A 22,487-nucleotide genomic window follows, 5' to 3' on the forward strand; every position below is an offset into this window, starting at 1 on the left:
AAAAATAGATCTTTAGTCTATTAAACATTTCTATTGCTAGCCAATAATAAAATTATATTCTATTTTTAGTTCTCAAAGGGGTTTTTAATGAATAGTAAATTAAAGTTTATTTATGAAGGTAAAGCAAAAAAAATATTTGCTTATGAGGATTCAGATAAAGTAATAATTGAATTCAAAGATGATGCCACAGCTTTTAATGCATTGAAGAAAGCTAAGTTTGAGGGCAAAGGGGAATTGAATTGTCTTATAAGTTCAAAAATATTTGAGTTTCTTATAAAGAACAATATACCAACGCATTACATTGGACTCAAAAATACTAATTCAATGATTGCTCAAAAAATAAAAATCATCCCCCTTGAAGTTGTTCTTAGAAATACCGCATTTGGATCTCTTTGTAAACAGACTACAATCAAGCCAGGAACAGTTTTGGAAAGCCCCTTGATTGATTTTTATCTTAAAAATGATACTCTTAATGATCCTCTTCTAACAAAAGATAGAATTAATTTATTGAAGATAGTTGATGATGAGGAACTAGAATTTATAAGTAATATGACATTAAAGATTAATAAACTTCTCAAAACATTCTTCTACAATATCAAACTAGATCTTGTCGATTTTAAATTAGAGTTTGGCTATAACTCTAACGGGCAAATAGTTTTAGGTGATGAGATCAGTCCTGATAATTGTCGATTATGGGATCTTAATCAAAAAAATGGTATGATAGTAAGCCTTGATAAAGATAGATTTAGAAATGATTTAGGTGGTTTTATTGAAGCCTATAGTGAAATTAATAAAAGAATAAACAATTTTATTTAATTCAAACGACTCTTCATCTATCTAGTTTTTAAAATATTATGCAAAATAATCTTTCAAAATTTACAAAAGCCTTTACAAGCATGGCTTGTTTCTCTTTTATTTTTATTTCAAATAATTCAGAATTAGCAGCTAGGTATTTGCTTAATAAAGAAGGAGAATTTAAAAAAATTAAAATCAATAATAAAAATACAAATCAATACTTAAATGATCCGATATCAGCTTTTAATTTTGCGAAAAAGAATAATGTGTTAATTGTAGATAATGGTGAAAGAAATTCTGAAGAGAATGTGCTCATTTCAGAAATAATTATTGAAGGATGGGAAAATCATCCTGAAGGTAGAAAGTTAGAGTTAGCAGCCTATGATTCTATGACTATCAAGCCTGGAAGCGTTATAAATAATAAAAAATTAAATAATGATTTAAATTCAATCTATGCAAGTGGTTGGTTCTCAGGGGTAAAGATTAAGTCTCAAGATGGTCCACTAGGAGTAAGGCTGATAGTAAGCGTTGTGCCTAATCCAATCCTAAAAAAAGTCAAACTTAATCCGAAAAATGCAATTATTCCTAATGAATTTGTGGACAATGTTTTTACCAAGTATTATGGGACCACTCTGAATTTAAATGAACTTCAAAATAGAATAAATTTGATTAAAAAATGGTATATAGAAAAGGGTTATTCTCTCTCAAGAATAAATGGTCCTGAAAGAATATCTGATGATGGAGTTATCATTTTAAATGTAGAGGAAGGAATAGTTTCTGATATTGAATTTAGGTTTATTGGATCAGATGGAGAATCTATTGTAGATGGGAAGCCTAGGAAAGGTAAAACAAAAGATTGGGTCATAAAGAGAGAATTGAAGACAATCCCAGGCTCTATATTTAATAGAACAATATTAGAAGCCGATATAAAAAGACTTTATGCCACATCCCTGTTTGATGATGTCAAAGTTTCTCTTGGCCCGGATATTAAAAATCCTGGAAAAGTTTTAATTTTCTTAGATTTGAGTGAGCAAAGAACAGGTTCCCTATCAGGTGGTTTAGGGTACAGTAATGGTTCTGGTATCTTTGCACAAATTGGATTGTCAGAAACTAATGCTTTAGGAAGAGCATGGTCAACAAATATCAACCTTAATTTTGGCGAATACTCAACAACTTATAACTTTTCTTTATCTGACCCTTGGATAAAAGGTGATAAGTATAAGACTTCTTTTAGGACAAATGTTTTTTTAAGTCGAGATTATCCTCAAGAATTTAAAAGTGAAAATCATGGAAGAATTTATGCGGTTGACGATACAACAACAGAGAGTAACGATACTTTCTCATCAATAGTTCTAGAAAAAACAGGAGGTGGATTCTCATTCTCAAGACCTCTCAACGGAGGTGATCCTTTTAAAGAAACAAAATGGAGAGTTCTTGCAGGGATGAATTTTAAACAAGTAAAAATGATTGATAGTGATGGAAACCTGAAACCCTATGGAGATAAAACTCCAACGACTGAAGGTGATGAAATTTTTTGTCTTGGTTATTCACCTAAAGATGGTTCATGCCCTTCTGAAAATACATTAGTTAGTTTTATTGGCTCGACCACAAGGAATAATTTTAATAATTCAATTAATCCAACTTCAGGAAATAAATTAAGTCTTGGTAGTGAACAATTTATTTCAATGGGAAATAACTCTCCGACTTTTAATAGAGTAAGAGCTACTTATGCATTTTTTATCCCAACAAAATTGATAAACCTTACTAAAGGATGTAAGTCCAGTGAGGTTGTTAATAGTGATTGCCCTCAAACTATTGGATTCGAATTTAAAGCTGGAACAATTATTGGGGATTTACCTCCTTATGAAGCATTTTGTATGGGAGGTTCTTCCTCTGTGAGAGGTTGGGGCTCCTGTGATCTATCTGTAAGTAAAAGTTTTGCGGAAGCAACTGCTGAATACCGCTTCCCCGTCTGGAGAATGATATCAGGAGCTTTATTCGCTGATTTTGGAAGTGATTTAGGATCCCAAGATGAGGTTCCAGGTAAACCAGGTAAATTATTACAAAAATCGGGTTCTGGTTATTCTCTCGGAGGAGGGGTCGGTATTAAGACACCAATTGGACCTCTAAGATTGGATGTCGCTAGTAAAGACTTAAGTGGTGATTGGAGATATAATCTCGGAGTTGGATGGAAATTTTAAGTGTTTTCTTGGCCTTCTAATTATGATTCCTGTTACACCCTCTCTGGTGTTATCACCAAAGAGGGTGTAGGACTTCATAGTGGTGAAAAAACAAGAATAAAAATTTCACCGTTTGAAAAAGAGGGTTTTTATGTTTCTTTCTCAGATAAGCCAGACGATATTTTTCAGTTAAATCAAAATTTAATTGGCAGCACTATGTTATGTACTGCAGTCAAATTAGCGGGGAGAAATTTATATACTATTGAACACTTATTATCATCATTAGCAGGTTGTGGATTGAGTTATATTCATATTGAAGTTGATGGGAAGGAAATCCCATTGCTCGATGGATCAGCAATTCAATGGGTTAAGGCATTTGAAGAGGTTGGTATTAAAAGAGTTCCTAAACCAAAAAACTTTATAAGAGAGGTTAATAAATCAATGATATTTAATAAAGATAGTTCAGTTATCGCTTTAACTCCATCTAATAAAATTACAATTATATCAACTATAAATTTTTCTTATAAAGCAATTGGAAATCAAACTTATGTAATAGATTTAAACCCAAAAAGTTTTGTGGAAAATATTGCTCCTGCTCGTACATTTGGTTTTAGGGACCAATTTCAAGAATTAAGTGAATTAGGATTAATAAAAGGGGGCAGTTTAGAAAATGCCCTCGTATGTGATGGAGATAAATGGGTTAATCCTCCATTAAGATTTAGTAATGAACCTATAAGACATAAAATTTTAGATCTTATTGGGGACTTGGCTTTGGTAGGGTTACCTAAGGCTCAAATTTTAGTCTATAAAGGATCACATTCTTTGAATGCTTTATTAGCCTCATCACTAAAAAATTAACTTTATTTTCTTAAGTTTTGGAACAACAATTATCGACTGAAAATAATCAACTATCTTCTGAGGAAATATTAGGTCTTTTGCCTCATAGATTTCCTTTTGCTCTTATAGATAGAGTGATAGAACATGTCCCAGGCAAAAAAGCTGTTGCATTGAAAAATGTTACTATAAATGAGCCTCAATTTCAGGGGCATTTCCCAGAGAGACCTTTAATGCCTGGGGTGCTTATTGTTGAAGCAATGGCTCAAGTAGGGGGAATAATCGTAACTCAAATGCCTGAACTTCCCAAAGGACTTTTTGTATTTGCAGGTATTAATAATGTCAAATTTAGAAGGCCAGTAGTACCTGGAGACCAATTAGTAATTACTTGCGAGTTATTAAGTATAAAAAGACAAAGATTTGGGAAGGTAAAAGGTGAAGCTCATGTTGATGGGAAGTTGGTTTGCTCAGGCGAATTAATGTTTTCATTAGTTGATTAAAAATATGGAGATTAAAAATACTAATTTTAAAGGTGCAATAGTTCATCCAAATGCATTTGTTGATTCAAGTGCTGAGTTACATGATGGAGTTTCTATTGCTAGTGGAGCTATTATCGGGCCAAACGTCGTAATAGAATCAGGTACTCAAATAGGTCCTAATGCTGTTATTGAAGGGAAAACAAAAATAGGTAAAAATAATAAAGTTTTTCCAAATGTTTTTATTGGACTTGAACCTCAAGACCTTAAATATAAGGGTGCATCTACAGAGGTAATTATTGGGGATAATAATACTTTTAGAGAATGTGTAACTATTAATAAGGCAACTGATGAAGGTGAAAAAACGATTATTGGGAATAATAATTTATTAATGGCTTATACACATATTGGTCATAATTGTGAAATTGGTAATGGAATTGTTTTGTCAAATAGTGTCCAGGTTGCTGGTCATGTAAAAGTTGAAGATAATGCAATTATTGGAGGCTGTTTAGGTATCCATCAATTTGTACATGTAGGATATCTGGCAATGATAGGTGGAATGACTAGAGTAGACAGAGATGTTCCTCCTTTTTGCTTGGCTGAGGGACATCCTGGTAGATTGAGAGGCTTAAATAGGGTAGGAATTAAAAGAAGTGGGTTGACGGGAAATAAAGATTTTGATTTGAAATTATTGCAAAATACCTGGAATTTATTATTTAAATCTAAAGATGTAATTTCTATTTCATTGGAAATAGCGATGAAAGAAAAATTAGACTTTTCATCTAGCAAATTATGTAATTTTTTAAAAGATTCAATATCTTATAAAAGAAGAGGACCAATGCCTTCAATTAATTTATGAATAGAAAGATATTCATAAGCACCGGAGAAGTTTCAGGAGATTTACATGGAGGTTTATTAGCTAATGCATTATTTAATGAAGCTGAAAAACGTTCGATTGATTTAGAAATATGTGGTTTGGGTGGAGAAAGAATGCGAAAAGAGGGTGTAAAAATTTTGCAAGATACTACTTCTATAAGTGCCATAGGTGTTTGGGAGGCTTTGCCACTCATTATCCCAACAATTCAAATACAAAAAAAATTTTATAAATCACTTAAAAATTTATCACCGAATTGCTTAGTCTTAATAGACTATATGGGTCCTAATATTAAAATTGGAAGAAAATTAAAAAGTGAGAAGAATAAAATCCCAATTTATTATTACATAGCCCCTCAAGAGTGGGCTTGGCGAGTTGGTAATAATTCGACGACAGACTTGATAAGTTTTTCGGACAGGATTTTTGCAATTTTTAAACAAGAAGCAAATTTTTATAAAAGACGAGGTGGAAATGTTTTATGGATTGGACATCCAATGATCGATTTGATAAAAAAAATTCCTACCAAAAAAGATTCTAGAAAAATCCTAAAGCTTAGAGCAACTGAAAATATCTTGTTAATAATGCCAGCATCAAGACCTCAAGAATTAAAATATGTGTTACCTGTTTTTATGCAAGTAGCAAGAAAATTACAACAAAAATATCCAAGTCTTATTGTTTATATACCATCTTGTAGAGAAGTTTTTGATTCTAAATTTAAATTAGCTTTAGATAATTTTAAAGTTAAAGGTAAAGTTATATCTCAAACAGATATCGAAGAATTAAAAACTCATATTTATTCTTTAACTAAATTAGCCCTATGTAAATCAGGAACGGTAAATATGGAATTAGCTTTATATGGGTTACCTCAAATCGTTGGATATAGAGTAAGTAGAGTTACAGCTTTTATTGCAAAAAAAATTCTCAATTTTAAAGTTAAATTTATTTCTCCAGTTAATTTACTAGTAAAAAAATTAATTATTCCTGAATTCGTTCAAAAAGATTTTGAGGTAAAAAAGATATATGATAAGGCCTGTCGAGTATTAGAACGCAAATCAGAAAAAGAAAAAATTTCAAAAGGTTACGAGGATTTAAAAAAAGAGTTAGGTAAAGAAGGTGTAGTAAAAAGAGCAGCGGAAGAAATTATAAATTCTTTAATTTGATGTTTATAATTAAAAAATGAAATATCTTTTCTCATTAATTGTTGTATTTTCAATACTCGTAAATCCTATAAATACTTTCGCTGAAGAAGTAGTACTAGCGGGAGGATGTTTTTGGTGTTTAGAACATGATTTAGAATCATTAAGAGGTATAAATTCAGTAATAAGTGGATACTCTGGAGGCGATTTGCAAAAACCTACATATGAAAATCATAATGGGCATCAAGAAGTGGTTTTAGTAAATTATGATTCAGAAGTAGTAACTTTATCAGAAATATACAGGTTATATTTTAGAAATATTGATCCACTTGATGGAGGAGGTCAATTTTGTGACAGAGGAGATTCTTATAGACCAGTAATTTTTTTTGAAAATTCAGACGATAAGAATGAAGCTAGCAAATCTCTCCTTTCGGCTTCAAAGGAATTAGGGGTTAATTTAGAAAAAATTAATGTTGAACTAAAACCAAAAAGTCAGTTCTGGGAAGCAGAAGCTTATCATCAGGATTTTGCTAATAGAAATGAATTGAAATATAAGTTCTATAGATTCTCTTGTGGAAGAGATCAGCAATTGGACAAATTATGGAAAGAAAATGCTAGATCAACTAATTCTTGGTCTGAATAATTATTTTTCATCTCATCTTTTATTTTTAATCCATTGGACTAAAGTTTTAACTCCATATCCTGTAGCTCCTGAGGGATGAATCCCTTTATTTTTGTCAGTCCAACAAGTTCCAGCGATGTCAATATGAGCCCACTTTATATCTCCATCAAAAAATTCCTCTAAAAATAATGCAGCTGTTATAGATCCACCAGCCCTTGGGCCTGTATTTTTCATGTCGGCAATATGTGACTTCAGACCGTCTTTATAAGATTTTTGTAAAGGCATTTGCCATAATTCCTCTCCAGCTTGGGATGAAGCTGTTTTTAAGTCCTTTGCCATCACATTATTATTGGTCCAAAAACCGGCCACATCATTTCCTAATGCAACAACAATTGCACCAGTCAAAGTAGCAAGATCAATAATTGAATCGGGTTTTAGATTTGATGCGTAAGTTAATGCATCAGCTAATGTAAGTCTGCCCTCAGCATCAGTATTATTAATTTCAATTGTCTTACCATTTGAAGCTTTTATAACATCTCCAGGATGTACAGCTGATCCATTTATCATATTCTCGCAAGCTGCCACGATAAAGTGTATTTCTAATCCATCTGGCTTTATAGCTCCGAGTGCTTTGGCGGCACCAAGAACTGCCGCACTACCACCCATGTCATATTTCATCATTTCAATTTGGGAAGCTCCAACTTTTAGGTTATATCCCCCAGAATCAAAGGTTAAACCTTTACCTACTAATGCAATCTTTTCTTTTGCAGGACTTTTCGATTTTAAAGTTAAATGTATAAATTTAGGTTCTAAATCAGAACCTTTAGCTACTGCTAAATATGCACCCATACCTAAATCTTCACATTCATTTTTCTCAAGGATTTTAATTTCTAAACCATGGTCTTTAGCTATCTTTGAGGCTTGTCTAGACATCTCTAGCGGAGTAAGACTATTGGGGGGAGCAGCTACAAGCCTCCTTGCTAGCTCAACGCCTTCACAAATATATTCCGTTTCATTGAAGTTTATATTTTTAAATTTATTTAAATTCAAAAATTCAATTTCTTTAAGAACTTTTTTATCATCTCTTTTGCTATTGAACCGATTATCTTTGTAGGCTGATAACCTTGCTGCTTCTCCAAAAGATTCAATTTCTTCTTGAGAATTTATTAATTCCCAAGGAAACAAGATACTAATTTTTTCCTCTTTATCAGCACTTTTTCTTATAACATCCGCTAGAGAATTTTTAATATCATTACTGTTTATATTTTTGCTTTCTCCAAGACCGATAATCTTCAGATTTTGCAACCTTTGATCAAAAAAATCAAAGTTTAATATCTTTCCTTTTTCTCCCTTGAACTTTTTTTGATTTATTTGTTCTTGCAATAGCTTTGAATCAATAATGAAATCAATTTTTTGTAATTGATTCTTCAGATCCTCCTCAACAATTCCAAATATTAATGAAGAACCTTGCCAAGTATTAAGATCTTGTTGGAAAGTGGAAAATTGCATTTTAATAAAAATTTAGTTAATTTTAATTGTTTGTAAAAGTAGTTGACCACCTATTTCTAGTCTCTTTATTAAATGGTGGCATCCATAAATATATTAGTTTCTGTTCTAATCTACGTCTTGATTTGGCTTCTTTGGGGACATCTAAAAAAAAACGTATATCTAACTGATTAGTTAGATTGTTATATGTTAACGCTTCTTTATAGTTACTAAGGTAATTTTTGCAGTCATGCTCACCTTTCCATCTTTTATTAGCTGAATTGGTTTCCCCTATATAGAGAATTATTTGAGAGTTACCTATCGTATCAATTACAAAATACATAGCTGGACCATTATGCACGAATTGATTTGTTCTCCAGAAATTTAACGATAATCCTTGTAATGAAAAGGGATGAATTCTTGCATGACAAATATTATCGTTCTCGGGAATAATCGAATGTTGAAAAATGTTATTTTGGTTATCTTCCACAATTTTAGATTGATAATCAGAAATTCTATTTCGCCAGGCCATTAAGGTTTTACTTCTAACTTTGAGATTATTTGAGAAAGGCAGATTACTTGAGGTATCTAATGCGGAACTAAATAACTCAAATTGCTTATTATTCTTTGAAATATTTTCTAAATTAGAGTTTTCCAAATCAATTTTTATTATGTTTTAGAATATTAATTCTTAATTATTATTATTCAAATAAATATTCATAAACTAAAAATTTATTAATCTTGCAATTAATTCAAAAGATTCTTGTTATCTTGGTAAGGAAGTAAACTATTAAGTTAATTTAAATAAAAAATGAGCTTTTTCGAGTCAGATATAGTTCAAGAAGAAGCTAAAAAGCTTTTTACAGATTATCAAGAACTGATGAAACTCGGTTCTGATTATGGGAAATTCGATAGAGAAGGAAAAGTTATGTTTATAAAGAAAATGGAATCACTTATGGATAGATATAAAGTTTTTATGAAAAGATTCGAATTGTCAGAAGATTTTCAAGCTAAAATGACTGTAGAACAATTAAAGACGCAGTTAAGCCAATTTGGAATTACTCCTGATCAAATGTTCGATCAAATGAATAAAACCTTGATAAGAATGAAGGAAGAACTTGATAAGACTTCTTAACTTTCTAAAATTGAATTTTTTATGGTAGATAAATTGGAATTGCCAAAATGGCTCCTCAGGGGAATAGAAGAATCATTTCCACTCAGAAACTTTGATCAAACACTTTCATCTAAATTAAATGAGGCGAATAAAAATAAAAGTAAATTAAGAGTAAAACTTGGTATAGACCCAACAGGAACTGATATTCATCTTGGTCATAGTATTTTATTCAGAAAACTCAGAGCGTTTCAAGATAATGGTCATGTTGCGGTACTAATAATTGGAGATTTTACTGCACAAATAGGAGATCCAACAGGAAAAAACAAAACGAGAGTTCAACTATCCAAAGAAGAAGTTAAGGAAAATTCAAAAACATATTTGAATCAACTTGGGATGGGTAAATCTTCAGATAAATCTATTTTAGATTTTGATTCAGAAGATAGGATAGAAATTAGATACAATAGTGAGTGGTTAAAAAATCTAGACCTTAATTCAATTATTGAATTAATGGGAAGCGCTACTGTTAGCCAGATGCTCGCCAAGGAAGAATTTAATAAGAGATACAACTCTCAAACTCCAATTGCATTGCATGAATTTTTATACCCATTACTGCAAGGCTATGATTCAGTGGCAGTGAATTCAGATATTGAACTTGGTGGCACAGATCAGAAATTTAATATTGCAATAGGAAGAGATTTGCAAAGACACTTTAAACAAGAACCACAATATGGAATATTGCTTCCAATTTTAACTGGATTGGATGGAATTAAAAAAATGAGTAAATCAGAATCGAATACTGTTGGCTTGAGCGAGGATTCACTATCAATGTATTCAAAACTAGAAAAAGTTCCAGATAATATTATTCCATCCTATTTTGAATTGCTTACAGAATTAGATATAACTCTCTTTAAAGAAAATAATCCTAGAGATTTGCAAAGACGGATGGCCTTGGAAGTCACGTCCCTTTATCATGGAAAAGAAGAAGCATTAAAAGCACAATCTAATTGTGAAAAACTTTTTTTAGGACTTAAAGAAAAAGTTGGAGAGATTCCAATAATTTCTTTAAAAGAAATTGTGTTCCCTGTGAGATTTTTTTATTTGTTAAGCTCATTAAACTTATTTAAATCTAGTAGCGAATCAAAAAGATCTATTAAAGGTGGGGGTGTAAAAATCGATAGTTGTAAATTAGTAAATCCAGATCTTGTTTTTGATTCAAAAGAGGATTTATCAGGCAAAATATTGCAAATTGGCAAGAAAATAATTAAAAGGTTTGAGAATTAAAATTAAATGAAAAAATTTAATACAGAAGAAAAAATAATATTAGCTATTGATGGATTAGATATATTTCAAGCAAAAGTATTGCTAGAAAGATGTCCCAATATTAAATGGGTAAAAGTTGGCTTAGAACTTTTTATGAGGGAGGGACCTAATGTAATAAAAATTTTGAAAAATTTAAATAAAAAAATATTCTTAGATCTTAAATTTCACGATATTCCTAATACTATGAGCGCTGCTTGTTATGAGGTGTCCAAACTCGGAGTTGATATTATTTCTGTTCATGCTTCAGCAGGTTCTAAAGCTATTACTGCATCAAAAAAAGCATCTTTAGAAGGAGCAAAAATAGCTACTGTAAATGCTCCTTGTGTTATAGGGATAACTGTTTTAACTAGCTTATCTACTAAAGAATTCCAAACTGATCTTGATAGAAAAAACTCGATTGAGGAAAATGTTATCAGACTTGCAAAATTGTCTTTCGATGCTGGTTTGGATGGATGCGTTTGTTCTCCTTTGGAGGCAAAAATATTGAGATCAATGTATAAAAATAATTTCGAATTAATTACACCTGGTATTAGGACAAATATTCAAAAAAAAGATGATCAGAATAGAATAATGACTCCTTTTGAAGCAATAAGTAATGGAGCTTCTAAATTGGTTATTGGAAGAGCTATTACAAAAGCTAAAGATCCTAATAAGGCTTTTTTGGATATCTGCGAGTCTATTTGTTACTATCATTAATTTTTGATTCTTCTCCTTTAAGTAATCGTCTAATATTTGTTCTATGCTTCCAAATAACTAATATTGATACAACTAAACTAATCAAGAAGTAAGGATGATTAGTAGATCCAATATCCAAAAACATCAAAAATGGTAAAAAAATTGCAGCTGAGATACTTGATAAAGAGACAATCTTAGATTTTGCAAGAATTATTAAAAAAATCCCCAGTGATGCAAATCCTACTTTCCAAGAAAGAGCAATAAACATTCCTAAACCTGTGGCTACTGCCTTACCACCTTTTCCTTTTAACCATATTGGCCATATATGTCCTGAAATAGCAGCAATCCCTGCTAAAACTTCAAATAAGTTTTGATTTGTGTAATGTTGAGCAATCTTAACGGCAATAAGACCTTTGCCTACATCAATAATAAAAACAAAAAAAGCAGGCCATTTCCCAACATTTCTTAAAACATTTGTTGCCCCTGTTGATCCAGATCCTATAAGTCTTAAATCAATATTTTTTAGAAATTTACCAAATAAGAATCCTGTTGGCAGTGATCCCAAAAAATAACTTATAGAAATAATTAAAATATGCATAGGAATTAATTTAGTTCAAGATCATCATAAATTTCATCATTTGAGCCTGCGAAGGCAAGCCATAATGGGAATTGAAGAATTGGTATTTCTACAGATGTTTCCGCTGCATCCACAATAATAAATGGCAATTCTTCATTAGCCTCTAATCTATCAGCTCTTTCTATAACCCCTTCTGGCCTTTCAAAAAGAACAATGCCGCTATTTGGTCCAAAATCATCTCTTGTAAGACCTAAGGAATCTTGTAAAACTCTCCTCCACTCTCCTAATCTCTCAGGCTGAGAAGCCAATATTAGAGTTTGAAACTGGTCACCATACAATTCACCAAGAATAGCTATTAACCCAGCAGATAATAAAGCATTTTTTTGCCTCGAACCCCTGCTCTCTAGGGATCCCCTTCCACCCATATTAAAGAACCAATCATCCATGACTTCAATATCTGATGAATCAAGGCTTCGTCTTAATTTCCACGGTTCTGAATAAAAATCAGGCTGTTCTATAAAATTTGAGAAACAACTTCTAATGAGTTGTTCATCTGGTTTAAATGTTTCAGATAAGGCAGGAACGGTAAGCAATTCATTTTTGTTTGAAGCCTCTTTTTTTTCATCAAGAGGAGAAGGCTTAACAACTATAGGTTGAGAAACTAATTCTAGTTTTTCTACATTTTGTGAAAGGTTCTGTAAAGAGCCCGTTAAATATTCTTGGAAACCCTTTACTCTTTTTGCGATATTATCTGATTGACCCTTGAAATTTGATTCAATATCTTTATCTAATTCATTTTTTTTTGTTTCTAAATCTTTTATCTCTTTAACTAAAGAGATTTTTTTTGAAATAAGTTCGCTAAAGAGTTCATTTGAAATATCATCTACAGATTTATTAGGTTTTTTGCTTACAGAAGTTACCTTCTTATTTTGAATTGTTTTATTTTTGATTACTTCATTATCTTTTGCTTTTGTAATTGATTTATTGATTATTGATTCCTTATCAGGATTATTATTAGAAACTTTAGTATTAGTCATTTAATTGAATTTGTAATTAATCAAAAATTTATTTTTAAGGGTTTTTAATTTCCAGAGATTCAACTTTCTTTATAAGTTCGTTTTTTAGTTGCTCTGGATTAAATAGTATAGGTAATAAATGAGGGCTAGACTTTTCTCTAAAGTAAAAAATACCGGGGATTATGGGAAAAAAGAATTTCCAAGAGATCCAATTTTTAAATGGAAAGGTTCTAATTTCTTTTCCAAGTTGCAAAACTACAAAATCTTCATTGGTGATTTTTATTCTTAAAGTAAATGATTGAAGCAATAAAAAAAAGCTAAATGCAGCAAATACTATGGTGGGCCAATAACCAATATTTAAGAATAGGAGCATAAAACTTAAAATTATTAGGATTATTGGTAATTGAAAAGATGGAGAGATGGTTACTGGCTCAGTTGGTTTTGATTTAGTATTAAACATCGATTTATCCAAATAATATTTGTGTTAGAACTACATCCATTAAAGATACAGTAACAAGAGTCATTACCACAGCACCTGTTGTACTTGTTCCTACTTCTTTTGGACCTCCCTTAGTAGTAAGGCCATATCCACAGGCAATAATTGATATTAGTAATCCGAAAACTACGGATTTAATTATCATGGATAATAAGTCTGAACTAGTTAAGCTTACATTACCAGAACGAACAGAGGTCCAAAAAACAATGGGAGGAACGTTATAAAAAATTGTGCTCCAGATTTGCCCACTCCATAAAGCAACTGATAAAAATAAAAGACATTGTATTGGTGACATAATTATCATGGAAAGTAATCTTGGAACTACTAAATATTGAATTGGTTCAGTTCTTAACATTGTTATAGCTTCTATTTGTTCAGTAACTTTCATCGTTCCGAGTTGAGCTGCATATGCAGTAGCGACTTTGCCAGTCATTAAAGTAGCAGTTAGAAGAGGAGCCATTTCTCTTGCCATCCCTACAGCTAGTAAGCCCCCTATTTCACTTGAAACCCCCATGCTTGTAAGTTGGGAAGCTACCTGAATATTAAAAACTGTACCTGCTGCAATGCCTGTAATTAAAACAATCAGTAAACTTCCTGGACCTGATTCCATAAGCTGTTCAAAAAGATCGTTTTTTGAAATTTTACCTCTAAAGATATAGTTAATTGCTTGTCCTCCAATTACGAGGCTGCTTACAAGTCTTTTAAAAAACTTAGGATAGTACATGTTTTTATATTAATTGGTTAATAATTTTTGATCCCACTTTCGCATTATAAATAGTCCAACTATTACTAACAAAGAAGGTATAAAACCAATACATAACCTAATGGTTAATTGAGCTAAAGATGATTGTTCAATAATATTTAAAGTAGAATTGTCCACAAAACATGATTGATAACCAGATATATATAGTAATAAACCTAATACTTGAACACTTAGTCCAATGCCAATTTTCTGAATAAGAACCATCCAAGCAGTATAAAGACCTGCTGGTTTTTCTGGATCTTCATCTATTGCATCAGGAAGTAGTGACCAAGGTATTAAGTAAGCGGTTGAAGCTCCTATTCCAATTAAACAGATTATGACAATCAAAATTATGAATAGGATAAGGTTATCAAAATTAAGTAAAAAGCCATCTTCTATAGAAGAAACTTTTGATAAAGAAGGTAAAAATAATGCTGCTGTACAAGAAACAATCCAAATAATTGCACCATAGTTTAAAGCTGAAATTCTGTTCAACTTATTTGAGACTCTTGCCCATATTTGTAATCCTATTAGGGCACTTATTTGGAATGGTATTGGAACCCAGTTGGCAATTTCTGAAGGCACATTAAGAACATCCTCTACATAAATTAACGCGACTGTTTGCATTAACTGCAAGGCACACCAAAGTAAAATATAAAGAGAAATTACTTTAAGAAATTTTTTGTTATTAAATATTCTTTTGAATTGAAGTTTAATTGGTTCCGTTTTCCCAGATGGCCGTCTAGCTTTTTTTGCATATGGGGCTAGTCCCCAGCAAGATAATAAGGTTGTTATTACTGCTATAAAACCGCTAATTTTGCCCATCACAAAATATTCGTTATTAGCTAATCCTTCTGAATTTAAAACCACTCCAGCTATTATTAAACCAGTTAAACCAGCTATTATTGACCCTGTAAATCTTGCGGCATTTAACCTTGTTCTTATTGAAGTTTTTTCTGAGATTTCTGTAGATAGAGCTGCGAAAGGAAGATTAATACTTGTATAAGCAGTCATTACTATTATTGAAATCAAAGTATAGTAAATCGTTCTGTTTATGACAGGACCTGTGGGGATCCACCAAATAGCTGCCAAAGAAATCCCTAGAGGCACTGCAGCAATTAGCATCCAAGGTATCCTTGGGCCCCATCTCGATTTTGTCCTATCACTTAACCATCCTATTAATGGATCGTTTATTGCATCCCATATTTTTATCAACATTAGTAATGAACCTGCAATTAAAACGGGTAAACCTGCCGAACAAATAAAGAATCTAAAAAGGAAGAAGCCAAATTGTGTGGCGGCTAGACCTGTGCCCGCATCTCCAAGTCCATAAGAGAGCATTAATCTTGTTCTTGATCCGGTTATATTTTTTGAGTGTGAATTTTCCAATCTTTTTACTTTGTTGATTGTTTGGTAATGTATTATTGCAAAGGTAATTCTATTACTTATTGCGGGCGTGGTTTAGTGGTAAAACCTCAGCCTTCCAAGCTGAAGATGCGGGTTCGATTCCCGCCGCCCGCTTTTAGATTATATTATTTTTTGTTCCAAATACTTCTTCTGAAATAATTAACACAGAGCTTCTATCATCTACTTTAATAAAAGTATCGGTAATGGGGATAGGCTTAGTAGTTTCAGAATGATTAGTATCAATAATTTTGAGCCATTTACTTTTAGATTTTGGTAAATAAAAATCAATGCTTTTTGAATATGCATTTAAGCCAGCCCAAATTAAAGGATTATTTTCACCTTTATTGATGCTTAATGCAACTGTATGTGACCAACTACTCCAATCTGGACTTTCTAACTTTGGACCATGCCAATGGTAATTGACTAATTTGTCAATTTCTTTTTTATTTGTTGAAGAAATAGGATTAAAAAAATTAATAAATTTTTTTCTTATTTTTATTAAATACTTTAGATAATTTAATAGTTCTAAATCTTGTTGATTTTCATCCCAATTCATCCAAGCTAAAGAATTGTTTTGGCACCAAGAATTATTATTACCGCCTTGAGATCTTCCGATTTCATCACCCATTAGCAACATAGGGACTCCTCTTGAAATGAATAAACTCAAAAGTAAATTTTTTTGTTGCCGCTTTCTTAATTTTTTAATAGATAAGTCTGATGTAGGTCCTTCCACTCCATGATTCCATGAATTGTTATGGTTATCTCCATCTCTATTTTGCTCTTTATTTGCGAAATTATGTTTTTTGTTAAAGGTAACTAAATCTTTTAGTGTAAATCCATCGTGAGAAGTTATGAAATTTATAGACTTTGGTAAGAAATTATTTTCTTTGTAATGTGATGGACTACCTTTGATTTTGTCACTCATATTCCAAGCCGTATCTTTATCCCCTTTCCAAAATCTTCTTAAGTCATCTCTGAAATGCCCATTCCATGTAAACGTTTTCTTAGATGGGAAATCGTTTAATTTATATAATCCTCCACAATCCCAAGGTTCACTGATAAATTTGATATCGGCAAGTTCAGGATCACATTCAATATCATCAAAAATTGGTGGATTATCAAGAGGGATGAGATCTTCACCTCTTGACAAGGCAATACCTAAATCAAATCTAAAACCATCAACGCCAAATTCATTTACCCAGCATTTTAATGACTCTAATATTAATTTTCTCACTAATCCTCTATTTGCTGCTATTGTGTTCCCACATCCAGAGACATCTTGATAATTTTTATCTTTGTCGATGAAATAATAAAGATTGTCATCTATCCCTTTCCAAGATATAGCAGGTCCTTGATAATCTCCTTCAGAGGTATGGTTATAAACCACATCTAAAATTACTTCAAGGTTTGCTTTATGGCATTCTTCCACAAATTTTCTAAATTCCTCTCTATTTTCTTTGGCGGTATTATTAGAAAGATATTGAAAATGTGGAGTAAACCAGTTAATAGGACTATATCCCCAGAAATTTTCTAATCCATTAGGAGCATCATTTGGGTCAAAACAAAATACCGGAAGTAATTCAATACTTGTTATGCCAAGTTTTTTAAGATATGGAATTTTTTTTAAAAATTTTTTAAAACAACTTTCTTCTTCATTAGAGGATTGAGTAAATGCTTTGATATGTAACTCATAGATAATAGTTTCTTTCCATGAGTGTTTAGGTCTAGGGAAATCTTTAAAATTAAAAGATTTTCTATCACAAACAACACTTTTAAGACAACAATCCATGTTATCTATATTGTTGAGTGCATTTTTTCTTTTGTAATTACTCCATCCAGTAATGCCTCTTGAGCAAGGATCTATGAGAACAGTTTTAGAATAATTTTTATTTAGTCCATTATCATTCTGTTTTACTCTAAAGGCATAGATTGAACCCTCTTTGAGATTATTTATTTCAGCATGCCAATAAGACCCAGTCTTATGACTATGATCTAACTTGAAAATTGTTTTTGGAGCAACTGAATCTTCTTTCTCGAATAATAAAATTTCTATATATTCTGCATTTGTAGCGATTAGAGAGAAATTGACACCTCCTGAGGTTATTGAACTACCCAGAGGCAATGGTTTCCCAACCTTTATATCATTCACTGTTTCTTTATTTCTTTAATTTTTTTTATAAATGAACTAATTTAATTAAATAATTCATTTAAGAATCATAAGTGCAAAATTAAAAAAAAAGAATCAAATTTGATGTTTCACTCATCAATATTCTTAAATTTAAAAAATTTAATACTACTAATTAAATGTTCTTTTCTTTGTTTTATATTTATACACAAAAAAGTTCAAAAACTCGGTTCAAACGTAATATGCTACTGAATTTTTTTGCTTTTAAAATGGAAAGAATATCCTCTTCATGTGCTGAGAAGAAAATATATCTGAAATTTAATAAAAAATAATAAATATTTGAAATTCTTAAATTGATTACTTTTAAATATAAATTTTTTTAATAATTAGAAAATAAACTTTTTTAAAGAAAACTAGTCACTGCAAGAGTTTTGGCCCTTCATTTTACCTAAAGTAAATTTAAGTACTTATAAAAAATTAAGATCTAACAATATTGTTGAATAGCTAAAAATGTCATTAAATTTTGTATAAAGCTTTGCGCCGCCGGCATTTTTGGTTGCCGTATTTGTATTTGCTCCATATGATATGCAAGTTCGAGGTAATTAGACTTGATTTTAAAATTCTTGTCTTTCAAATCTCTGCTATACAAACAATTCATGAACAAAGCTGATTTAGTAAATCTTGTAGCCGCTCGTACTGAGCTTACAAAAACAGATGTATCTTTAGTTGTTGATGCAGCTATTGAAACTATTGTTGATTCAGTAGTGGAAGGCAAAAAAGTCTCCATACTGGGATTTGGTTCTTTTGAACCAAGGGACCGTTCTGCTAGACAGGGCTTAAACCCTAAAACTGGGGAAAAAATTGCGATTCCCGCGAAAAGAGTTCCTACATTCTCAGCAGGAAAACTATTTAAGGATAGAGTTCAAGGCTAATATTCTAAGAGCTTATTTTGTCCTTAATATAGGTGCTCTTTTTGAGCATCTATTTTTTTTAAGAAAAAAGGATTGATAATTTTTTTTATATTATTTTTAACATGATTTTATTAGGAGGGTTTTTACTTTTTGACTCTTTTTAGTTATAAGAAATTTATATGTTTCTCACTACCTTTGTTAGTTTTATTCTTAAATCCTATTGTTGCCGAACAATTATTAACTAAATCGGAAATTTTAAGAAAAGCAAATGAATGCTTCAAAGATTTGCAATATAAAGTATGTAGTAACTTATTATTGGAAATTGAGAAAATACAGTTAGTTGAGTCTGAGCAAAAAAACTATAAATGTCAGGCAAGTATTCTTGGGTTGCAGACAGAACTTATTGAAGCTTATTACTTTAGAAAGTTAAAGAAAAATAAAAATGGAATGATGCTTCCATATGTGAATAAAAATTGTTAATTCTTGAGAAAAATTTTAAATTTAGAATATTATTAATTTGTTATAAAGGTTGTAATGGTAAAAGGTTTTTCTGAAAGTGAAGTTAAGAATGATAAACCTATTAAGGATTTAGAAAAAGAGAAAAAAGGGTTAGCTTCTTTTCTTAAAGGAAAAAAATTTACTTACACCCTACCAGGGAAAAAGCAGATTAATATATTTGGTTCAGTTGTATTAGTTTTAAATATAATTCTAGTACTTTTGGTTATTTTGTATTTTAATAATCAAGGCTTTCATGATTTTATATTTAATGTTGGTCGATAGCTTAATTTTTTATCGAAAGAATTTTAGAAGTGATATATTTAAATTTTGACAGGAAATTCATGAAGATAGTTAGCTTATTTTTTCAAGTGGTTATATCAGTTGTACTTATTGGATTTTTAGTATACTTTTTAAGTGGTTATGACTCTGCTTTCGAGGCAGATCAATCATGTCACTCATATCTTTCTAATTTGCCTGACCCATCAGGTAGATTAGGCTGCGATCATGATACTGAAACTCATCAATGGATACTTTATGAGACTCAGGATAATTTAGAACCAGCAAAAATTATCAAAAAATATAGGTATAAGTTTTTATAGTTTAATTTTTTTATAAAAGAATTTGGCACTCAAAATTGAAATGATTGCTGTAATTATAAAAGTAAGATATTGATATATGCTTCCCTCTTGATAGATATTATTTTTATAAAGGGGAAAATCTATAAAGGAACCAAATGTTCCCCAAATTATTACCCAAGCTGAAATGTATAGGAAAATTTTTAGTGGATTAGATTTTTTTTCTTCCATTTTCAATTTATACCAAAGATTGAGGAAGTAACAGGTTTTCCTTTAAAGACTAATTCGGTTAATAAGAGCATTAAAAAACCGATCATAGCCGCTCTGCCATTAACAAGTTCAGCACTACTATTAAATCCAAAAACATTTTTTACTTCATCACCTTGATTATCAACCCACTTTGAATATTCACTATCAGAAGATGTATTATTTGTTTCTTCATTTAGATTTTCAATAGGACTATTATCCGAATTTTCTAATGGAGGATTTTCTTCTTTCATGAAAAATGTCTTTTTAATAATAATAGTGACTTAAAACAAATTTCATTGAATTGGAATTCAAATATTAAAAAAAATTATGGTAAAAGTAATTATCCATAGTATTTGAAGTCTTAAAATTAATTGACAAATAATATTTATTTTTTCTTTGGAACAAATATCACCATTTGGATTGATAATTGGCTTTTCAATAATTTCATCATTGTATTTGTTCTCACCTCCTAATTTGATATTAGAAATATATGCAAAAATAGCCTCTGAAATACCAGAATTAGGAGAATCATATTTAATTCCATCAGAGTAACTTTCTTTAATGACAGAATTATATTTTTTAATTTTAGAACTAATCAAAGGTAATGTTAATAAAACTAATCTACTTGGAATGAAAGTTGAACAATCTTCAATTTTTGCACTAAAAAACCCTAGATATTTGTAATGGTCATATTTATAGCCGATCATTGAATCCAAAGTACTTATTGCTTTATATGAAAAGCCAAGTGATAAAGGACCTGGAAGAAAAATCGAAAATTTGATAAAAACTGTTCCAATAAATATCCAAAAAAGCGGACCAAAAATCCCATCAACTGAATTTTCTGTAAGACTTTCAATACTTGATCTCAAAAGATGCTCTAACGAAGCTGTACTTACATCCCTACTGACAATTCTTTGAACTTTTTCTTTAACTATTTGTTCAGTTTTTTGATCAGTTATGTTGTCGTTAATAAGATTTGAAATTTCTTTTACGCTCGAGATTAGACTTTTTGAAGCTAAACAACTCGATAAGCCTAAGAAGATTAATATTCCAAAAATAAGATTGCTTCTTGATTGAATGAAAATTAATTCAATAATCTTACCGATCACAAAGCTTGAAGCGATAGTGGATAGTGCAATAAATAATCCTCCCCAATATAATATCCTCTTATTTTTCTTGAAATTATGGATAAAAAAATTAGTTATTAGTTTTATGTAAATCCCAACTATTTGAACAGGATGGATTATAAACCTTGGATCACCAATTAAAAGATCAAACCCAATGGAGCCAATAAATATAAAATATAAATTTATTTCAGCCAACTGAACATAGCACGAAGACCTTTTCCAACTTTTTCTATCTCGTGTTTAGAATTTTCTTCTCTCAATTTTGTCATTAAGGGTTTGTTGTTATCACATTCATCTACAAAATTCTTAGCGAAAGTACCATCTTGAATATCTTTTAAAATTTTCTGCATTTCTTTCTTTGTATTATTATTTATAAGTCTTTTCCCACTTACATAATCACCATATTCTGCAGTATTTGAAATTGAATCTCTCATTTGAGATAATCCTCCCTTGACCATAAGATCGACAATTAACTTTACTTCGTGTAAACACTCAAAATATGCTAATTCTGGTTGATATCCTGCCTCAACGAGAGTTTCAAATCCTGATTTAACCAGCTCTGATAAACCACCACATAAAACTGCCTGTTCTCCAAAAAGATCTGTTTCGGTTTCTTCTTTGAAATTTGTTTCAAGAATCCCAGCTCTTGTACCTCCAATACCCTTGGCATAAGACATAGCTAATGATCTCGCATTGCCTGAATAGTCCTGCTCAACTGCGAATAGAGCAGGAACTCCTTGGCCATTCTGATATTCCCAACGAACAGTATGTCCAGGCCCTTTTGGTGCAACCATTACAACGTCGACAAAATTAGGTGGCTTAATGAGTTCGAATCTTATATTGAATCCATGTGCAAAACTTAATATCTTACCTTCTTTTAAATTTGGTTCTATCTCTTTGATATAAACATCTTTTTGGAACTCATCTGGAAGCAGAATCATAATCCAATCTGCTTTTTCACAAGCCTCAGAAACTGTAAATACTTTTAATCCATCATTAATAGCTTTGCTTTCAGAATTACTACCTTTGTATAACCCTACTATTACATCCATTCCACTGTCTTTAAGATTTAAAGCATGTGCATGGCCTTGTGAACCGTAGCCTATTATTGCGATAGTTTTATTTTTTAATAGACTTAGGTCAGCATCTGTGTCATAAAAGAGTTGTGTCATTAGTTGTAACTTCTAAGCTTTTGATAATTAATATTTTAGACATTAAAGGTGTAAATAAACCATATAATTGCTCATTTAAAA

The 22,487-nt window shown here is 31.0% G+C and carries 25 protein-coding genes and 1 tRNA gene; 15 read left to right on the forward strand and 11 right to left on the reverse strand.

From position 1 onward, the window contains the following. Positions 1-87: 87 nt before the first annotated feature. Genes purC through msrA form a run of 7 tightly spaced genes read left to right on the forward strand, consistent with a single transcriptional unit; the run spans position 88 to position 6,938 of the window. On the forward strand, positions 88-816 hold the full coding sequence (purC, locus tag ACTF45_RS06750; RefSeq protein ID WP_438949620.1) for a phosphoribosylaminoimidazolesuccinocarboxamide synthase: 729 nt from the start codon (positions 88-90) through the stop codon (positions 814-816). A gap of 38 nt (positions 817-854) precedes the next feature. Then, on the forward strand, positions 855-2,996 hold the full coding sequence (locus ACTF45_RS06755; protein ID WP_438949621.1) for a BamA/TamA family outer membrane protein: 2,142 nt from the start codon (positions 855-857) through the stop codon (positions 2,994-2,996). Next, positions 2,997-3,833, forward strand: a complete 837-nt coding sequence (gene lpxC, locus ACTF45_RS06760; protein ID WP_288347240.1) for a UDP-3-O-acyl-N-acetylglucosamine deacetylase — start codon at positions 2,997-2,999, stop codon at positions 3,831-3,833. A 17-nt stretch (positions 3,834-3,850) separates the two neighbouring features. Next, positions 3,851-4,309, forward strand: coding sequence for a 3-hydroxyacyl-ACP dehydratase FabZ (gene fabZ, locus ACTF45_RS06765; protein ID WP_438949622.1), 459 nt, complete (start codon positions 3,851-3,853; stop codon positions 4,307-4,309). A 4-nt stretch (positions 4,310-4,313) separates the two neighbouring features. Next, on the forward strand, positions 4,314-5,144 hold the full coding sequence (lpxA, locus tag ACTF45_RS06770) for an acyl-ACP--UDP-N-acetylglucosamine O-acyltransferase (RefSeq protein WP_438949623.1): 831 nt from the start codon (positions 4,314-4,316) through the stop codon (positions 5,142-5,144). Next, the gene (gene lpxB, locus ACTF45_RS06775) at positions 5,141-6,319 is read left to right on the forward strand and encodes a lipid-A-disaccharide synthase (protein WP_438949624.1); all 1,179 of its coding nucleotides are present in this window, start codon (positions 5,141-5,143) and stop codon (positions 6,317-6,319) included. Before lpxA ends, lpxB begins: the two co-directional genes overlap by 4 nt. Positions 6,320-6,335: 16 nt before the next feature. Continuing rightward, the gene (msrA, locus tag ACTF45_RS06780) at positions 6,336-6,938 is read left to right on the forward strand and encodes a peptide-methionine (S)-S-oxide reductase MsrA (RefSeq protein ID WP_288347247.1); all 603 of its coding nucleotides are present in this window, start codon (positions 6,336-6,338) and stop codon (positions 6,936-6,938) included. 12 nt (positions 6,939-6,950) lie between these two features. On the opposite strand, the gene ACTF45_RS06785 is transcribed toward msrA, so the two are convergent. Then, positions 6,951-8,426: a leucyl aminopeptidase gene (locus ACTF45_RS06785; RefSeq protein WP_438949625.1), complete on the reverse strand. Its 1,476-nt coding sequence runs from the start codon at positions 8,424-8,426 to the stop codon at positions 6,951-6,953. Positions 8,427-8,448: 22 nt separating this feature from the next. Continuing rightward, positions 8,449-9,060, reverse strand: coding sequence for a hypothetical protein (locus ACTF45_RS06790; protein WP_288347251.1), 612 nt, complete (start codon positions 9,058-9,060; stop codon positions 8,449-8,451). A 153-nt stretch (positions 9,061-9,213) separates the two neighbouring features. Here ACTF45_RS06790 and ACTF45_RS06795 point away from each other — a divergent pair, with 153 nt between their 5' ends. From ACTF45_RS06795 to pyrF, 3 genes are read left to right on the forward strand one after another with little or no spacing between them, the layout of a single operon-like run. Next, complete coding sequence (locus ACTF45_RS06795; protein ID WP_288347252.1) at positions 9,214-9,537, forward strand: DUF1825 family protein; 324 nt, start codon at positions 9,214-9,216, stop codon at positions 9,535-9,537. A gap of 21 nt (positions 9,538-9,558) precedes the next feature. Further along, positions 9,559-10,797: a tyrosine--tRNA ligase gene (gene tyrS, locus ACTF45_RS06800; protein ID WP_438949626.1), complete on the forward strand. Its 1,239-nt coding sequence runs from the start codon at positions 9,559-9,561 to the stop codon at positions 10,795-10,797. 6 nt (positions 10,798-10,803) lie between these two features. Beyond that, the gene (pyrF, locus tag ACTF45_RS06805) at positions 10,804-11,532 is read left to right on the forward strand and encodes an orotidine-5'-phosphate decarboxylase (RefSeq protein ID WP_438949627.1); all 729 of its coding nucleotides are present in this window, start codon (positions 10,804-10,806) and stop codon (positions 11,530-11,532) included. On the opposite strand, the gene plsY is transcribed toward pyrF, so the two are convergent. The 5 genes from plsY to ACTF45_RS06830 are packed head-to-tail and all read right to left on the reverse strand — an operon-like array spanning position 11,513 to position 15,683. After that, positions 11,513-12,109: a glycerol-3-phosphate 1-O-acyltransferase PlsY gene (gene plsY, locus ACTF45_RS06810; RefSeq protein WP_288347255.1), complete on the reverse strand. Its 597-nt coding sequence runs from the start codon at positions 12,107-12,109 to the stop codon at positions 11,513-11,515. The two genes, pyrF and plsY, sit on opposite strands and share 20 nt — an antisense overlap. A gap of 5 nt (positions 12,110-12,114) precedes the next feature. Continuing rightward, entirely contained in the window at positions 12,115-13,125 is a 1,011-nt protein-coding gene (locus tag ACTF45_RS06815; RefSeq protein WP_438949628.1) for a DUF3086 domain-containing protein, read from the reverse strand. A gap of 34 nt (positions 13,126-13,159) precedes the next feature. Continuing rightward, positions 13,160-13,564 (reverse strand): DUF3119 family protein, encoded by a 405-nt coding sequence (locus tag ACTF45_RS06820; RefSeq protein ID WP_288347259.1) that lies wholly within the window; start codon positions 13,562-13,564, stop codon positions 13,160-13,162. 4 nt (positions 13,565-13,568) lie between these two features. Then, positions 13,569-14,324, reverse strand: coding sequence for an MlaE family ABC transporter permease (locus ACTF45_RS06825; protein WP_288347261.1), 756 nt, complete (start codon positions 14,322-14,324; stop codon positions 13,569-13,571). Positions 14,325-14,333: 9 nt separating this feature from the next. After that, positions 14,334-15,683: an MFS transporter gene (locus tag ACTF45_RS06830; RefSeq protein WP_288347270.1), complete on the reverse strand. Its 1,350-nt coding sequence runs from the start codon at positions 15,681-15,683 to the stop codon at positions 14,334-14,336. A gap of 109 nt (positions 15,684-15,792) precedes the next feature. Here ACTF45_RS06830 and ACTF45_RS06835 point away from each other — a divergent pair. Next, positions 15,793-15,863: transfer RNA gene (locus ACTF45_RS06835), tRNA-Gly, on the forward strand. Between the two features lies 1 nt (position 15,864). Here ACTF45_RS06835 and ACTF45_RS06840 read toward each other — a convergent pair. Next, entirely contained in the window at positions 15,865-17,898 is a 2,034-nt protein-coding gene (locus ACTF45_RS06840) for a glycogen debranching protein (RefSeq protein WP_288347262.1), read from the reverse strand. A 632-nt stretch (positions 17,899-18,530) separates the two neighbouring features. Here ACTF45_RS06840 and ACTF45_RS06845 point away from each other — a divergent pair. From ACTF45_RS06845 to ACTF45_RS06860, 4 genes are all read left to right on the forward strand, one after another. Then, the gene (locus ACTF45_RS06845) at positions 18,531-18,806 is read left to right on the forward strand and encodes an HU family DNA-binding protein (RefSeq protein WP_011132955.1); all 276 of its coding nucleotides are present in this window, start codon (positions 18,531-18,533) and stop codon (positions 18,804-18,806) included. A 129-nt stretch (positions 18,807-18,935) separates the two neighbouring features. Beyond that, on the forward strand, positions 18,936-19,265 hold the full coding sequence (locus tag ACTF45_RS06850) for a hypothetical protein (protein WP_288347264.1): 330 nt from the start codon (positions 18,936-18,938) through the stop codon (positions 19,263-19,265). 54 nt (positions 19,266-19,319) lie between these two features. Then, positions 19,320-19,565, forward strand: coding sequence for a hypothetical protein (locus ACTF45_RS06855; protein WP_288347266.1), 246 nt, complete (start codon positions 19,320-19,322; stop codon positions 19,563-19,565). Positions 19,566-19,624: 59 nt separating this feature from the next. After that, positions 19,625-19,882, forward strand: a complete 258-nt coding sequence (locus ACTF45_RS06860; RefSeq protein WP_288347267.1) for a hypothetical protein — start codon at positions 19,625-19,627, stop codon at positions 19,880-19,882. A 209-nt stretch (positions 19,883-20,091) separates the two neighbouring features. On the opposite strand, the gene ACTF45_RS06865 is transcribed toward ACTF45_RS06860, so the two are convergent. Genes ACTF45_RS06865 through ilvC form a run of 3 tightly spaced genes read right to left on the reverse strand, consistent with a single transcriptional unit; the run spans position 20,092 to position 22,406 of the window. Further along, positions 20,092-20,358 carry a chlorophyll a/b-binding protein gene (locus ACTF45_RS06865; protein WP_438949629.1) on the reverse strand — a complete coding sequence of 89 codons (267 nt, stop codon included), beginning with the start codon at positions 20,356-20,358 and terminating at the stop codon, positions 20,092-20,094. 57 nt (positions 20,359-20,415) lie between these two features. Then, the gene (gene cbiB / locus ACTF45_RS06870) at positions 20,416-21,429 is read right to left on the reverse strand and encodes an adenosylcobinamide-phosphate synthase CbiB (protein WP_288347645.1); all 1,014 of its coding nucleotides are present in this window, start codon (positions 21,427-21,429) and stop codon (positions 20,416-20,418) included. Next, a complete protein-coding gene (gene ilvC, locus ACTF45_RS06875) occupies positions 21,417-22,406 on the reverse strand; it encodes a ketol-acid reductoisomerase (RefSeq protein ID WP_288347644.1) in 990 nt (329 codons plus the stop codon). Before ilvC ends, cbiB begins: the two co-directional genes overlap by 13 nt. Between the last annotated feature and the right edge of the window lie 81 nt (positions 22,407-22,487).

This window comes from Prochlorococcus sp., from assembly GCF_965655815.1.
GTDB classification, from domain to species: Bacteria; Cyanobacteriota; Cyanobacteriia; order PCC-6307; family Cyanobiaceae; genus Prochlorococcus_A; species Prochlorococcus_A pastoris.

What these genes read in the sequence shown, in the direction of transcription:
- purC (WP_438949620.1), top strand. Translation starts at nt 88, where the DNA reads ATGAATAGTAAATTAAAGTTTATTTATGAAGGTAAAGCAAAAAAAATA.
- msrA (WP_288347247.1), top strand. Translation starts at nt 6,336, where the DNA reads ATGAAATATCTTTTCTCATTAATTGTTGTATTTTCAATACTCGTAAAT.
- lpxB (WP_438949624.1), top strand. Translation starts at nt 5,141, where the DNA reads ATGAATAGAAAGATATTCATAAGCACCGGAGAAGTTTCAGGAGATTTA.
- ilvC (WP_288347644.1), bottom strand. Translation starts at nt 22,406, where the DNA reads ATGACACAACTCTTTTATGACACAGATGCTGACCTAAGTCTATTAAAA.
- ACTF45_RS06865 (WP_438949629.1), bottom strand. Translation starts at nt 20,358, where the DNA reads ATGAAAGAAGAAAATCCTCCATTAGAAAATTCGGATAATAGTCCTATT.
- ACTF45_RS06785 (WP_438949625.1), bottom strand. Translation starts at nt 8,426, where the DNA reads ATGCAATTTTCCACTTTCCAACAAGATCTTAATACTTGGCAAGGTTCT.
- ACTF45_RS06860 (WP_288347267.1), top strand. Translation starts at nt 19,625, where the DNA reads ATGAAGATAGTTAGCTTATTTTTTCAAGTGGTTATATCAGTTGTACTT.
- plsY (WP_288347255.1), bottom strand. Translation starts at nt 12,109, where the DNA reads ATGCATATTTTAATTATTTCTATAAGTTATTTTTTGGGATCACTGCCA.
- pyrF (WP_438949627.1), top strand. Translation starts at nt 10,804, where the DNA reads ATGAAAAAATTTAATACAGAAGAAAAAATAATATTAGCTATTGATGGA.
- ACTF45_RS06795 (WP_288347252.1), top strand. Translation starts at nt 9,214, where the DNA reads ATGAGCTTTTTCGAGTCAGATATAGTTCAAGAAGAAGCTAAAAAGCTT.
- tyrS (WP_438949626.1), top strand. Translation starts at nt 9,559, where the DNA reads ATGGTAGATAAATTGGAATTGCCAAAATGGCTCCTCAGGGGAATAGAA.
- ACTF45_RS06825 (WP_288347261.1), bottom strand. Translation starts at nt 14,324, where the DNA reads ATGTACTATCCTAAGTTTTTTAAAAGACTTGTAAGCAGCCTCGTAATT.
- ACTF45_RS06845 (WP_011132955.1), top strand. Translation starts at nt 18,531, where the DNA reads ATGAACAAAGCTGATTTAGTAAATCTTGTAGCCGCTCGTACTGAGCTT.
- ACTF45_RS06815 (WP_438949628.1), bottom strand. Translation starts at nt 13,125, where the DNA reads ATGACTAATACTAAAGTTTCTAATAATAATCCTGATAAGGAATCAATA.
- lpxA (WP_438949623.1), top strand. Translation starts at nt 4,314, where the DNA reads ATGGAGATTAAAAATACTAATTTTAAAGGTGCAATAGTTCATCCAAAT.
- ACTF45_RS06855 (WP_288347266.1), top strand. Translation starts at nt 19,320, where the DNA reads ATGGTAAAAGGTTTTTCTGAAAGTGAAGTTAAGAATGATAAACCTATT.
- ACTF45_RS06830 (WP_288347270.1), bottom strand. Translation starts at nt 15,683, where the DNA reads ATGCTCTCTTATGGACTTGGAGATGCGGGCACAGGTCTAGCCGCCACA.
- ACTF45_RS06755 (WP_438949621.1), top strand. Translation starts at nt 855, where the DNA reads ATGCAAAATAATCTTTCAAAATTTACAAAAGCCTTTACAAGCATGGCT.
- ACTF45_RS06820 (WP_288347259.1), bottom strand. Translation starts at nt 13,564, where the DNA reads ATGTTTAATACTAAATCAAAACCAACTGAGCCAGTAACCATCTCTCCA.